The sequence below is a fragment of the Methylothermus subterraneus genome (assembly GCF_054656915.1).
Genome location: NZ_BAAHXK010000009.1, coordinates 1 through 13,210, shown reverse-complemented (window position 1 = coordinate 13,210; position 13,210 = coordinate 1). Strand labels below are relative to the sequence as shown.

At 63.0% G+C, this 13,210-nt stretch carries 11 protein-coding genes and 1 pseudogene; 3 read left to right on the top strand and 9 right to left on the bottom strand.

Going from position 1 to position 13,210, the window contains the following annotated elements; genetic code table 11:
* The first annotated feature begins 24 nt into the window (after positions 1-24).
* Entirely contained in the window at positions 25-999 is a 975-nt protein-coding gene (locus ACYQ3M_RS08935) for an LOG family protein (protein ID WP_460035733.1), read from the top strand.
* Positions 990-1,919, top strand: coding sequence for a 1-phosphofructokinase family hexose kinase (locus tag ACYQ3M_RS08930; RefSeq protein WP_460035732.1), 930 nt, complete (start codon positions 990-992; stop codon positions 1,917-1,919). Before ACYQ3M_RS08935 ends, ACYQ3M_RS08930 begins: the two co-directional genes overlap by 10 nt.
* On the opposite strand, the gene ACYQ3M_RS08925 is transcribed toward ACYQ3M_RS08930, so the two are convergent.
* Both ACYQ3M_RS08925 and ACYQ3M_RS08920 read right to left on the bottom strand, forming a co-directional pair.
* Positions 1,901-3,058 carry an MFS transporter gene (locus ACYQ3M_RS08925; RefSeq protein ID WP_460035731.1) on the bottom strand — a complete coding sequence of 386 codons (1,158 nt, stop codon included), beginning with the start codon at positions 3,056-3,058 and terminating at the stop codon, positions 1,901-1,903. The two genes, ACYQ3M_RS08930 and ACYQ3M_RS08925, sit on opposite strands and share 19 nt — an antisense overlap.
* Complete coding sequence (locus tag ACYQ3M_RS08920; RefSeq protein ID WP_460035730.1) at positions 3,058-4,479, bottom strand: amino acid permease; 1,422 nt, start codon at positions 4,477-4,479, stop codon at positions 3,058-3,060. The genes ACYQ3M_RS08925 and ACYQ3M_RS08920 overlap by 1 nt, the downstream gene beginning before the upstream one ends.
* A gap of 106 nt (positions 4,480-4,585) precedes the next feature.
* Between ACYQ3M_RS08920 and ppsA the strand changes: the two genes are divergently transcribed.
* Complete coding sequence (gene ppsA / locus ACYQ3M_RS08915; protein ID WP_460035729.1) at positions 4,586-7,024, top strand: phosphoenolpyruvate synthase; 2,439 nt, start codon at positions 4,586-4,588, stop codon at positions 7,022-7,024.
* Here ppsA and ACYQ3M_RS08910 read toward each other — a convergent pair.
* From ACYQ3M_RS08910 to ACYQ3M_RS08880, 7 genes and pseudogenes are all read right to left on the bottom strand, one after another.
* The gene (locus tag ACYQ3M_RS08910) at positions 6,971-7,657 is read right to left on the bottom strand and encodes a hypothetical protein (protein ID WP_460035728.1); all 687 of its coding nucleotides are present in this window, start codon (positions 7,655-7,657) and stop codon (positions 6,971-6,973) included. The two genes, ppsA and ACYQ3M_RS08910, sit on opposite strands and share 54 nt — an antisense overlap.
* Positions 7,658-7,769: 112 nt before the next feature.
* Entirely contained in the window at positions 7,770-8,306 is a 537-nt protein-coding gene (locus ACYQ3M_RS08905) for a DUF3782 domain-containing protein (protein WP_460035727.1), read from the bottom strand.
* A 228-nt stretch (positions 8,307-8,534) separates the two neighbouring features.
* Entirely contained in the window at positions 8,535-10,070 is a 1,536-nt protein-coding gene (locus ACYQ3M_RS08900; RefSeq protein ID WP_460035726.1) for a class I SAM-dependent methyltransferase, read from the bottom strand.
* A 69-nt stretch (positions 10,071-10,139) separates the two neighbouring features.
* A complete protein-coding gene (locus ACYQ3M_RS08895) occupies positions 10,140-10,307 on the bottom strand; it encodes a hypothetical protein (RefSeq protein WP_460035725.1) in 168 nt (55 codons plus the stop codon).
* A gap of 257 nt (positions 10,308-10,564) precedes the next feature.
* Positions 10,565-11,004: pseudogene (locus ACYQ3M_RS08890) on the bottom strand (IS5 family transposase); the annotation flags it as partial.
* A 33-nt stretch (positions 11,005-11,037) separates the two neighbouring features.
* A complete protein-coding gene (locus tag ACYQ3M_RS08885) occupies positions 11,038-11,229 on the bottom strand; it encodes a hypothetical protein (RefSeq protein WP_460035724.1) in 192 nt (63 codons plus the stop codon).
* A 150-nt stretch (positions 11,230-11,379) separates the two neighbouring features.
* A partial coding sequence (locus ACYQ3M_RS08880; protein WP_460035723.1) for a beta strand repeat-containing protein occupies positions 11,380-13,210 on the bottom strand: 1,831 nt, incomplete at its 5' end.

Sequence of the window (13,210 nt, the reverse complement as noted above, 5' to 3'; positions counted from 1 at the left end):
AATCTTTTGGACAAAGTTTTAAAGATGAGCGAGCCAGACCGATTCCCCAAAGCCTGCAGGCTGCCCAAGCCGCCAGCGCCGGAAAGGCGCGAGCCTTTGCCGTGGCAGCTGCCCAAACCCCCGGAAGAAGACCCGGAAGGCTGGCGCCGGGTCCAGCAAATTCGCGCAAGCGCCAGCTTTAGGCCGGCGATTTCCGACCCCGAGTTCCTCAACCGCTACGAGACCCGCCCGGCCCGCTTGCAGCTCGATTATCTTAAGCCGGAGCTCGAACTCCAGCGAGCGGGGGTGAAAAACACCATCGTCGTTTTCGGCAGCACCCGTATCCCCGAGCCGAGCGTCGCCCGGCGCCGCCTCGCAGCGCTCAAGGCGGCGCTGGCCAAGCGCCCGGACGATGCGGAACTCAAGCAACGCGTGCAGGTCGCCGAGCGGATCGCGGCCAAGGCCAAGTACTACGAGGTCGCGCGCACCTTCGGGCAATTGGTCGGCAATTCCGGCCAGGGGCCGCTCGACTGCCGGCTGGTGATCATGACCGGCGGGGGACCTGGGATCATGGAGGCGGCCAACCGCGGGGCGTTCGAAGTGGGGGCCAAGAGCGTGGGGCTCAACATCACCTTGCCCCACGAGCAGTTCCCTAACCCCTACATCACCCCCGAGCTGTGCTTCCAGTTCCATTATTTCGCCATGCGCAAGCTGCATTTCCTGCTGCGCGCCAAGGCTTTGGTGGCGTTTCCAGGCGGGTTCGGCACTTTGGACGAGCTGTTTGAGACCTTGACCCTCATCCAGACCCGCAAGATCGCGCCGGTGCCGGTGGTGTTGGTGGGAGAGGCCTACTGGAAGCGGCTGATCGATTTTGAGTTTTTGGTCGAGGAGGGCGCCATCGACCCCGAAGATCGGGATCTTTTTTGGTACGCCGAGACCGCCGAAGAGATCTGGAACGGGATCGTGTGGTGGTACGAGAGCCAAGGCGCACGCTTAATCGAGGACGGACCGTGTCGGTAGCGACCTTGACTTTGAACCCGGCGCTGGATGTGACCTACGAGATCCACCGGTTGATCCGCAACCAGAAGGTGCGCGCTTTGGCCTCCCGCTTCGATCCCGGCGGCAACGGCGTCAACGTGGGGCGGGCCCTCAAGCGCTTAAAGGTCGCGGCGAGCAATTTTTGCGTCGTGGCCGGGGAGACCGGTCAGCTCTTGGAGCGCCTTTTGCGCCAACGCCTGGACGATCCGGTCTACGTTTGGGTGGCGGGGGAGACGCGCATCAACGCCACCGTCCTGGAGCACGAAACCGGCGCCCAGTACGAAGTTACCGGCCAGGGCCCCGAGCTGCCGCAGGCCACCCTAGAGACGCTGTGCGAACGCTTTGTCGCCCGGGTCGGAGAAGGCTTTGGAGTCGTGACCGGCTCGGTCCCGCCCGGGGTTCCCGAAGACGTCTATTTTGCCTTCGTCCGCCAAATCCAGGCCCGGGGCGGGCGGGCGGTGCTCGACGCCCCGGGCGTCTTGCTCAAGCACGGGATCGCGGCCAATCCCTTTCTGGTCAAGCCGAACCGTTACGAGCTGGAACAGCTTTGCGGCCGACCTTTGCCCGATTTGCCTGCGGTGCGGGCGCAAGCAAAGCGGCTGGTTGCCGGCGGAGTCGGTTACGTCTGCGTCTCCTTGGGCGCGGAGGGCGCGCTCCTGGTCGCTCCGGCCGGGGAGTGGCTGGCGACTCCGCCTAAGGTAAGCGTGCGCTCCAGCGTCGGCGCGGGCGATTCGCTGGTAGCGGGGCTGGTGGCCGGTTTCGTGCGCGGCCTGAGCCTGCCCGAGACCCTGCGCCTGGCGGTGGCGGCGAGCGCCGGGACGGTCCGCCAGCCCGGGACGGAGCTGTTTTTGCCCGAGGAGCTCCCCAAGCTCTTGGAGCAGGTTCAGGTGCAGGCCTTGTGAGCGCGCCCGGCGTAGGCTAGGAACACCGCCGCTGAGGCCGCGGTGCCCAGCGCCGACAGGGCAAAGGCGAGGGACGCCCCACCCCATTGCCACACGCTGCCGAAGATCACTCCGCCGGGCAGGGCCGCCAGTCCCACGGTCATGTGGTACAGGCCAAAAGCGCTCGCGCGCAAGGCTGGGGGCGCGCACGTCCCGACCAGCGCGCGCTCTGGCCCTTCGGTCAGAGCCAAGGAGGCGGCGTAGGCCAAAAACAACCCCCAGGTCACAAGCGCCCCGTCCTCGGCCAGCGCCAGGGCAAAAAGCGTCGCGATCCGGCCGCTCCAACCCAAGAGTAGCACTTTGAACCGGCCGATGCGGTCGGACCATTCCCCGCCGAGCATGGCAAGAGGCGTCTTCACCGCGCTGGCCGCGGCCCACAACAGCGGCGCCCAGGCGAGCTCGAGCCCGCGGTCGGTGGCCCACAGCACCAAAAACACCTCCGGAGCGGTGGTCAGCTGCAAGCCGCCGCTCGCTAGGATCAAGCCGCGCAGCGGCCGCTCCAGAGCGCGCCAGCGCAAAGGCGGCGGGGAGAGCTTGGGCGGCCGCTTGGGCTCCTGGATCCAGAGCAGCAAAAGCAGCACGCACGCCCCGGGAACGGCCGACCACAAAAACACCTCGGTCATGGGAAGTCCTTGCTGCAACAGCCAAAACCCGACGACGGGCCCGACGATGGCGCCGGCGTTGTCGAGCGCGCGGTGAAAGCCGAAGGCGCGGCCCAAGAGCTCGGGCGGGGTGGTGTGGGCGATGAGCGCGTCGCGCGGGGCGGTGCGCAGGCCCTTGCCGACCCGATCCAGGAACCTAAGCCCCAGCACCGCGCCCCAGGCCCCGGCCAAACCGATCAGCGGGCGGCACAGGTTGGACAGGGCGTAGCCAGAAAACACCAAAGGCTTGTGGCGCAGGCCGCGGTCGGCCAGGTAGCCCGATACGATCTTGAGCAGGCTGGCGGTGGCCTCGGCCACCCCCTCGACCAAGCCGACCGCCCAGGGTCCGGCCCCCAAGCGGGCGGTCAAAAACAACGGCAACAAAGGGGTAATAAGCTCGCTTGCGGCGTCGTTCAAGAAGGAGACCCAGCTCAAAAGGATAACGGTGCGCGGCAGCATCAGCGCAAACGCCGGACTTTGACCGGTTTGGGGGCGAGGTTGCTGTGGCGGTAGGAATAGGCAAAGTAAATGACCAGGCCCACCGCCACCCAAAGCAAAAAGCGATACCAGGTCAGCTTAGGCAAAAACGCCATCAGCGCGCCGCACGAGAGCGCTCCGAGCAGGGGAAACACGGGGTTTAAAGGGGTCTTGAACGGACGGTGGAGGTCCGGCTGGGTGATGCGCAGCACCACCACCCCGCCGCACACCAGGACGAAGGCGAACAACGTGCCGATGTTGACCAGTTCGGCGAGCTCCCCGAGCGGCACGAGGGAGGCGATGGTCGCCATGCTCAGGCCGCTCAACACGATCACCCGCACCGGGGTGCGGGTGCGCGCGTGGACGTGCGCAAACCACGGGGAAATCAACCCATCGCGGGACATGGCGAAGACGATGCGGGTCAAGCCGTAGTAGAGCACCAGCATCACCGTGGTGAGGCCGGCGATCACCCCGGCGGCGACCAGCGCCGAGGCCCAGTGGATGCCGAGAAGATGCAAGGCGTGGGCAACCGGCGAGGAGACGTTGAGCTCAGAGTAAGGCACCACCCCGGTCAAGAGCGCCGCCACCAGCATGTACACGAGGGTGCAGAAGCCCAGGGAAGCGACGATGCCGAGCGGCACGTCGCGTTTAGGATTAATGGCCTCCTCGGCGGCGGTCGAGACCGCATCGAAGCCGACGTAGGCGAAAAACACGATCGAGGCCCCGGCCAGCACCCCCACCGGTTTGCCTTCGGGAGTGTGGTCGAACCAGCCGAACGGCAAGAACGGCCGCCACAGCTCGGGATCGACGTGGAAGGCGGCCACCGCCACGAACACGGCGATGGTCAGGAGCTTGATCCCCACCATCGCGGCGTTCAGGCGCGCGCTCTCTTTGACGCCTAAGATCAAAAGCCCCATCAGGATCAAGATGATCAGGGCGGCGGGCAGGTTGACCACCCCGCCGGAAGCTGGGGCGTGGGTGAGGGCTTTAGGCAGCTCGATGCCGATCGCCGCTAGGGCGTCGCCGAAGTACCCCGCCCAGCCGTTGGCCACCGCCGCCACCGCGATCCCGTATTCCAAAATCAGGTTCCAGCCGACCAGCCACGCGATCAGCTCGCCGAACGCGGCGTAACTGTATCCGTAAGCGCTGCCGCAGCCGCCGATGGCCGAGGCCAGCTCGGCGTAGGCCAGGGCGGCGAAAGCGCAGGCGATGCCGGCAAGCACAAACGACAAGATCACCCCCGGGCCGGCCAAGGTCGCGGCCACGATCCCGGTCAGGACGAAGATGCCGGTGCCGATGATGGCCCCTATCCCCAGCAAGGTCAGGTCGAAGGCGCTCAGGCAGCGCTTCAATCCCCCTTCGGTAAAATCGTGGGCACTCAGTTTGGTGCGAAACAGTTGCATCCTCACGCCTCGCTCGTTTTTGCGCTTATTGTAAGCGGCTTTGGGCTCGCTTTCCTAACCCCGGAAGCGGCATAATAACTCGCAAACCACTTTGGAGGGGAACGCCGTGGCGTTTCGGTTTATCCGCTTTTTTGAGACTTTAAGCCTGGCCGATCTGCCTTTGGTCGGCGGCAAGAACGCCTCCTTGGGAGAGATGATCCAGGCCCTTGCCCCCAAGGGGGTCAAGATCCCCGACGGGTTTGCCATCACCGCGGAAGGCTACCGCTACGCCCTCGATGCCGCCGGCGCGTGGGAAAGATTGCGCCAGGCGCTTTCGGGCTTGGACCCCAGCGACGTTGCCGATCTTAAAGCGCGCGCCGCCAGGGCGCGGCGCATCGTGTATGAGGCCGGCCTGCCGGAGGACTTGCGCCAGGAGATCCTCGCCGCCTACCACCGGCTCGAGGAAAAGTACGGCCCGGACTTGAGCGTGGCGGTGCGCTCCTCGGCCACCGCCGAGGACCTGCCCACCGCCAGTTTCGCCGGCCAGCAGGAGAGCTATCTCAACGTGCACGGGGGCGAGGCGCTGCTCGAAGCGGTCAAGCGCTGCTTTGCCAGCCTGTTCACCGACCGCGCCATCCACTACCGCATCGACCAAGGGTTTGACCACTTTAGGGTGTTTCTCTCGGTCGGGGTGCAGAAGATGGTGCGCGCCGATCTGGCCGCCAGCGGGGTGATGTTCACCTTGGACACCGAGACCGGTTTTCGCGAGGTGGTGTTCATCGAGGGGAGCTACGGCCTGGGCGAGAACGTGGTCCAAGGGACGGTGGACCCGGACGAATTCTACGTGTTCAAACCCACCTTCCGCCAGGGCTACCGGGCGGTGCTCAGGCGTAAGCTGGGGGCCAAGAAAGTCAAGCTGATCTACGCCCAAGGCGGGCACGCGAGCACCCGCAACGTCCCCACCTCCAAGGCCGAGCGCGAGCGCTTTTGCCTGAGCGACGAGGAGGTGTTGACGCTGGCCGATTACGCCCTCAAGGTCGAGGAGCACTACCAAAGGCCCATGGACATGGAGTGGGCCAAGGACGGCCTGGACGGGCAGCTGTATCTGGTGCAGGCGCGCCCGGAGACGGTCGCTTCGCAGAAAAAAACCACGGTCCTGGAAGAATACCGCCTGAGCGCGCCCGGGAAGGTCTTGGTTCAAGGCCGCGCGGTGGGGACCAAGATCGCTACCGGCAAGGTGCGGGTGATCAAAGACCTAAGCCAACTTCCCGAGTTTCGTCCGGGTGAGGTGCTGGTGGCGGACATGACCACCCCCGACTGGGAGCCGGTGATGAAGACCGCCGCGGCGATCATCACCAACCGCGGCGGCAGGACCTGCCATTCGGCCATCGTCGCGCGCGAGCTGGGGGTGCCGGCGGTGGTGGGGACCGAAAACGCCACCGAAGTGCTCAAGGACGGCCAGACCGTGACCGTCTCCTGCGCCGAGGGCGACGTCGGGCGGGTGTACGAGGGGGAGGTGCCCTTTACCGTGGAGCGCATCGATCTTACTGCCCTGCCGCGGCCCAAAACCAAGCTCATGCTCAACCTGGGCAACCCCGAGATCGCTTTTGCGATCTCGCTCCTGCCAAGCGATGGGGTGGGGCTGGCGCGGATGGAGTTCATCATCGGCGAGGCGATCAAGGTCCATCCCATGGCGCTGGTGCATCCGGAAAAGGTCCAAGACCCCAAAGAACGTCAGGCCATCGCCGAACTGACCCGCGGCTACGCCGACCCCAAAGAGTACTTTATCCGCACCCTGGCCGAAGGGATAGCCACCCTCGCCGCAGCGTTTTACCCCAAGCCGGTGGTGGTGCGGATGTCGGACTTTAAGACCAACGAATACGCCGCCCTCTTGGGTGGGCGTTGGTTTGAACCGGTGGAATCCAACCCCATGCTGGGCTTTCGCGGCGCTTCGCGCTATGCCCATCCGGCGTACGCGGAAGGGTTTGCCCTAGAGTGCGCCGCCATCCGCCGGGTGCGCGAGCAGCTGGGGCTTGCTAACGTGATCGTGATGCTGCCGTTCGTGCGCCGCCTGGACGAGGCCGAACGGGTTTTGGCCAAAATGGCCGAGCTCGGCTTAAAGCGCGGGGAGAACGGCCTTAAGGTGTACTGCATGTGCGAGATTCCGAGCAACGTGATTTTATTGGCCGAGTTTGCCAAGCTGTTCGATGGCTTTTCCATCGGTTCCAACGATCTGACCCAGCTCACCTTGGGGGTGGACCGCGATTCGGAGCTGGTGGCCTTCGACTACGACGAGCGCGACCTGGCGGTCAAGGAAATGGTCAGGTTGGCCATCGAGGGCTGCCGCAAGCACGGGGTGCACTCGGGGTTTTGCGGCCAGGCCCCCTCGGACTATCCGGAGATGGCCGAATTTTTGGTCGAGTGCGGCATCGATTCGATCAGCCTCAACCCCGATACGCTCCTTAAAACCACCCGCCTGGTGCTGGAAGCGGAGGCGCGCCTTAAGAAGAGTTCAGACAAGCTTGAACAACACCGCGGTCAACAGCCCCAATTGCGCCAAGGCTAAACCCACCATCCACTTGATGAGCTCCGCTTTGGTTTCGGAAAGTTCTTGGCGCAAGGTGGCGGTGCGTACTTCCAATTCCTGGCGCAGCAGCACAAAGCGTTGATCGAGGTCGGCCAGGCGGCGTTCTAAGGAGACGAACCGGCCGTCGATGGCGGCAAAGCGCTCGTTGGCGGATTTTTCCAAGTCCGCAAAGCGTTGGTCGACCGATTTTTCTAGGGTGTCGAAGCGTTCATTAACGGACCTTTCCAAGTCCGCAAAGCGTTGATCGAGGTCGGCCAGGCGGCGTTCTAAGGAGACGAACCGGCCGTCGATGGCGGCGAAGCGCTCGTTGGCGGATTTTTCCACGTCCGCAAAGCGTTGGTCGACCGATTTTGCAAAAGCCACAAGGCGCTGATCGACGGACTTTTCCCAAGCCCCGAAGCGCTCGTCGACGGATTTTTCCAAAGCGTCAAAGCGCGCCTCTATCCCTCGTTGCAAGCGGGTAAGTTCCTCGCGCAGGTCGGCTTTGGTCACCAGGGCTTCGGCTTGCGCCTCTTTGAAGGCTTCCGCCAAAGCTTCCGCCTGGGCTTCGGGAAAGCCGGCCGCTTTCAGGCGTCTAGCAAATTGCAGGGTGTCGAAGGCAGGTGCTCCCATAGCCTTAAACTATGCCAAAGCGTAAGGCGGTTTGGCAATCGCAACGGCCCTACCTGGGGCGAGTCCGTCCGGCAACGGCGGCGCGGCCATCCGCCCTAAACGGAACGAACGCTCACCACGTGCGCGGGGAAAACCCCGGCTGGTTTCTGAGCACCCCGTCGTCGTCGGCCTGAACGAGCACATACAGCCCCGCTTTTTCAGCGTAGCGCACCACTTCCTCGGGCGCCCCCATCGCCGCCACCGCTCCATGCAAGAACTTGTCGGCGTATTCGGGAAAGACCGTTTTGAAGCGGGCCAGGCGCTCCAGATGCTCATCGACGTCGTCGGTGGTCAGGCGGCTCTTGCACTCCACGGCGATCGCATGATCGCCGTTGATCACCAACAGGTCGATCTCCATCACGGTTTGCCCCGCGTCGTCGCGCGCGCGGACGTTGGGCATCACCCGATGCACCGGGATGCCTTGCTCCTGAAAGAGGCGCACCACCGCGGGTTCGACCATATCCTGCACGAACTGACCCAAGCGGTTACCCAAACGCCCCAACTGCCGCTCAAGCGCGCGGATCCGACGGTCGGTTTCCCTGCCCTGTTCGGCAAGGCTATAGATCATCGCCTTGAGGTCGTCCCACGAGATTTCGTTAGCGGTTGTCATGGTGCCATTGCCTCTCTCACGAAACCCGACTCGAAGATTCTAGCACTGTGGCGTGCCTTAGCTGAGGACTTCCATCGGCGGCTCCTCTTCGCAAGTCAGCTAATGGTAGCGCGAAGATAGGGGGTGGGTCCGTTTTATTTGGCCAAAGTGGGACAAAAAATCGCGACCATTGACACAAAAAACCCCGCCCCTCGTGGGAAGGGCGGGGTTTCAATGGCTTTCAGCACATCAGGCGATCTGCAACGCTTTGAGGATCGGCAGCTGCTTTTCGGCAAAGGTCTGCGCCTGGGCGGTGAGTTCGGCGAGGTTCTTTTCAGCGGTTTCCAGTGGTTTTCCCTCTTTGGTCAGGCGCTGGCCTAGGGCCTGCAGGTGGTCCCAGACGAAGCGTGCCCACTCCTCTGGGGTTTTACGGCCCTGTTGGCGGGCAAGCAAAAAGAGCTGCTGGAAGCGATTCACCGGAATGCCGCCGCCGGTGACGGGGCTTGCGAGGTACGCCAGGTCGTTGCTTGCGCGGCTTTTCATCATCAGGTGCTGGTTGAGGCGGTCGCACGTTTTCTTGGCGCGGCTCACATTGGCCTCCTCTTGCGCAATCGCCACATCGCCCTTGCCCACCAGAATCAAGGCCGCTTGCAGGATCTGGGCGAAGGTGATGCCCTTGGGCGCGAGCTGCTGCTCGATTTGCCCGAGCGTCATCGGCTTCTGGCTGGCAAGTAGGTCCAAAATGGGCTGATAGACCCCCTCGTTGAGCGACGCTTTCCCACGGCTGCCGGTGACCTCGAGCGTCACCGCATCGCGCGGGGTGATGAGGATGAGGCGCTGGGCGCGCAACGCCTCCAGCCGCTCGAAAGCAGTGGGGTGGCGCACGCCCTTGATCCAGTAGTCGCGGCGAAACTGCGTGTTGCAACAAAAGTCACGCACCAATTGGCGGAAGTTCTCATCGGGGATGGTATCGAGCAGCGCTTGTTGCGCTTCAGAGAGGTTGATCGCATCGACATGGTCCAGATAGTGGGCAGATGCCGCAAAGCGCAGCTTCGCAGGCGCGAGCCATTCGGCCATTTTCGCCACCGACATCGGGTGCCAGTCGCGGTTGAAGTATTCGTGCGCCAGGTAGTGGCGGTTCTGCTCCTTCATCTTGGCGATGCGCTGTGGTACCTGCGGATTGGCCGCAGCAAAGGCGGGTTGGGTGGCTAGGAGCTTTTCGGCAAAATCGAGCGCCGCGTCGATGCGGCTGACGATCCCGTGACCCTTAGCGGCAAGGGCGTCGCTATGGGCGATCAAGAGTTCGCGCATCGGTACCATCGCCGCCCAACCGGGTTGGGTGTTGTAGCTGATGTAGAGCACGCCGCCCACTTTGAGCTTACGGCGGACGAAATCGACGATCACGGCGCGGTTTTCGTCCGAAATCCAGCTCCAGATGCCGTGCAGCCCGATGAAGTCGAACTCGGGCAAATCGGGGCGGTTACAGAATTCGGCAAACGCCTGATCGAAGAGCCGCGCCGATGCCCCCGATGCGGCGGCGAGCTCCTGGGCAAAGCCCGCCTGCGCCGGGTTGAAGTCGGTGCCCCACCACACCGAGGTGGACGCCGCGGCGTGGATATTGATGCTCATGCCCTGGCCAAAGCCGAGTTCGCACGCGGCTTCCACCTTGGGCGGCACGATACCAGCCGCAAGTAGCGGCAGCGCCAAGCGTTGCGGGTTGAGTTCGGCGTAGTAGCCATAGGTGTAACCGATGTCGGTGACGTAGCCAGCGCTCCAGTCGGTCATCTTGGATTCCTTCTTGGTGTGTTGCCAAACGATTGTAGCGCCGCTGCGGTGGTTGCGCGCACCGCGCGCTTAGCGGGCAACGAAAATATCGAGCGCCTTGAGCACTACGAGCACAATCCCCGCGCCACCGATGTACCACTTCATGGTGGTGATGATGGTTTCCTGCATCTTGACCTGCGCCTTTTCAAACTCGGCGATCATCTCGATGAGCATGTCATCGACGCGGGTTTTTTCCATCGGCGGCTCCATTTCGCAACTCGATCAATTGTAGCGCGAAAAGCGGTGCGGCTGACGGAGATAGAACTACAGACTGCGCGCGAGTGCAAGTGTCCCGATGCGTTGGGCGTGGCGGTCGAGGGGAACGGCAGTGTCAGCAGCGAGCGCGTTGGCGATGGCGATGCGCTCGCTGCGCAGCCTCGAACAGGCCAGAAACCGACTGCACGGCACGCCCAAAAGACGCAAAAAGTAGCCTATCGGATTTTTTCACCAGCACAATCGCCCGCCTGGCCCGGCGAAAGCGAGAAGGCTAACGCGCAGCGGGAATCCGCGGCAGCCATATGAATTTTGGTGGTCCAGCCTCCGCGGGAGCGGCCGATGGCCTGCGGGCCGTTTTTTTTCGTGCGCCGGTGCCGTCCGGGTGGACCTTGACGATCGTACTGTCCAGGCTGACCGCCTCCAGCCGCACCCGGACCAGCTGTTCGGCCTGCATGCGCTCGAAGACCCGATCCAGGACCCCGGCCTTGGCCCACCGGTTCATCCGCGTGTAGATCGTGTGCCAGTTGCCGAACCGCTTGGGCAGGGCCCGCCACTTGCAGCCATTTTCGGCCACGAACAGGATCGCGTTGAGCACTTGAAGGTTGTCCAGCGACACATTGCCCCGCTGCCGCGGCAGGCAATCCTCGATACGCGCGAATTGCGCAGGCGTAAGTTCCATGCGCAGTATGTTAGCACGTAGTGTTAACAGGCCCTAGGCCAGCACCCAGGCATCGCCCGCCAGCGGCTGCCACAGCGGCAGCCCGTCTGCCGCCGGGGCGACGGTGCCCACCAGCACCACCGCCACTGTCGAGGGGGCCAACGGTACAGGCACCGTCTCTTCGGCCAACGTAGCAGCCTCCAGCTGCGACAGCAGCTCGACAAGGTTGTGTTCGGACATTGGCATACAGCCACCTTGATGGAAAAGTAGGAGGGGTTTTTCGGAGGAAGCTGGTTTACCAACGTCCTCGGAAAAAACCCTCGGCTCGGAAGAGCCGAGGGTTAAGGCTTTCACCTCAAGCACCTACCCGAGGGCGGGTGCTTGTCTCCGGAGAGATTAGGCAATGATGTCCGCAGCCGTCAGCGAAGTCGCCCCTACGATCTGGATCACCCCATCAGCCAATGCACTGAAGGCTGGCGTGCTGTCGTTCAAGATCAGATAGTAGTTACCATCTGCGCTGCCGCCGCTGATCTTGACAAAATATGCCGTATCCGCCGCGTACGTTCCGCCTCCGAGCGTAGTGGCAAGATCCGTATTCCATGTCAGGGTTTGCACCGCCAAGGTGGTGTCGGTGGTGTTGCCATCGATAGTGGTGCCCACCTTGATCTTGTCGGTACCGCTGGTGAAATCCATGATCTTGTCTGCAACGCCGCTAACAAGTTTCGTATTGGCAAGCGTGGTCGCGTTGAAAGTGTCCGCCCCATCTCCGCCGGTCACCACGTCGGACTGGGCCCCAATCACATAGGTGTCATCACCCTTACCCATGTTGACCACGGTAGGCGAGGAGGTATTCCCACCACCGTAGATGGTGTCGCTGCCATCGCCCCCGACAATTTCGAGCATGGATGCACCAGCGGCAGCCATGATGAGTTTGCCGGTGAAGCCGGTGGCGTCGATCTTTTCCACACCCGAGGGGGCCGCGCTGAGGGTCAGATCCTTGTTGCCGCCGATCTTGACGGTATCTAGCGCCGTGGGAGAACCGCTCGTGGTGAGCGCGCCGGTAATCGTGTGATTGACGTTGGTGGAGTTGATGATGAGGGTCTCGAAACCGGTAAAGGTAACGGTACCACTCATAATCGTCCCGGTTTTGGACGTCAGGTTGAGGGTGGCCACATCGGCGTTGGAGGCCGTAGCGGCTACCGTGCTGTTCCCTGAGATCGTGAAGTTACCAAATGCAGCATCCGAATTCGCGTCCACCACGATGCCGCTGGCCGCGTCCGACACGGTGACTACGGTGTCGTCATTCAACACCACGCGGTCCACGCCCTTGTAGTTGGTCAAGGAGATAGCAGTGTCGGCGATTGCGGTGGCTGCAGACGTGTCACCAATTTGCAGGGTTAGCTGCCCCGTATGACCCGTCGCGTCGATTTTCTGGAACGCAGCAGTGCCCGAGAGCATATCATCCGCCGCCGCGATCAGGGTGAGGTCCTTGCTGCCGGTGATGACCGTGTTGCCAACAGCGCTCGTGTTGGTTCCATCAACCGCAACGGTCAGTGTGTTGGTCGCCCCGTCAGAGATGAGGTTGAGGGTTTCAAGAGTTCCGGTACCGGAATTATCTCCATCATTGATGGTCAGCCCGGCTTTGGCTCCGGTGCCGTTGAGTTTGACGGTGAGGCTGTCGCTGGTACCGGCATCCGTGGTTTGGGCCAGCGTCAGGGTCTTGGCGTAACCAGCGTCAAGCACAATGGTGGGGCCACCGCTGGTGGGCAGGGCTGAAACCTTGCCGTCGGCAGTCGAATCCCCTTTGAGCACAACGTTCTTGGTGCCGGTGATGTTGGTCATCTGCAGATCAGCCGAACTGTTGGTTACGGTGAGCTCGATGTTTTCGATATTCTGCACCAGCGGGGCAGCGGCCGCCGTGAGGATCACCTTGAGGGTGTCGTTGTCCGCGGTGCTCGCGTCCTTGATGACAACCGAGTTGCCAAGGTTGTTGAGCGCTTCAATGGTGTCATTCGCGGAGGTCAGCTTGCCAGCCGGCGACACACCGCTGCTGGTGACATCGGTGAGAACAGCCGTATTGGAAGTGAGCGTGAAGGTTTGCCCGCTAGGAACCGAGAGGATGGGATCGCCGGGATTGGCGATTTGGCTCTGGATGAACTCGGTCACCTGGCTTTGGGTCTTGACGGTGGTCGGGTCGGAGGTCACTTGAGCCAAGAAGGCGCGCGCT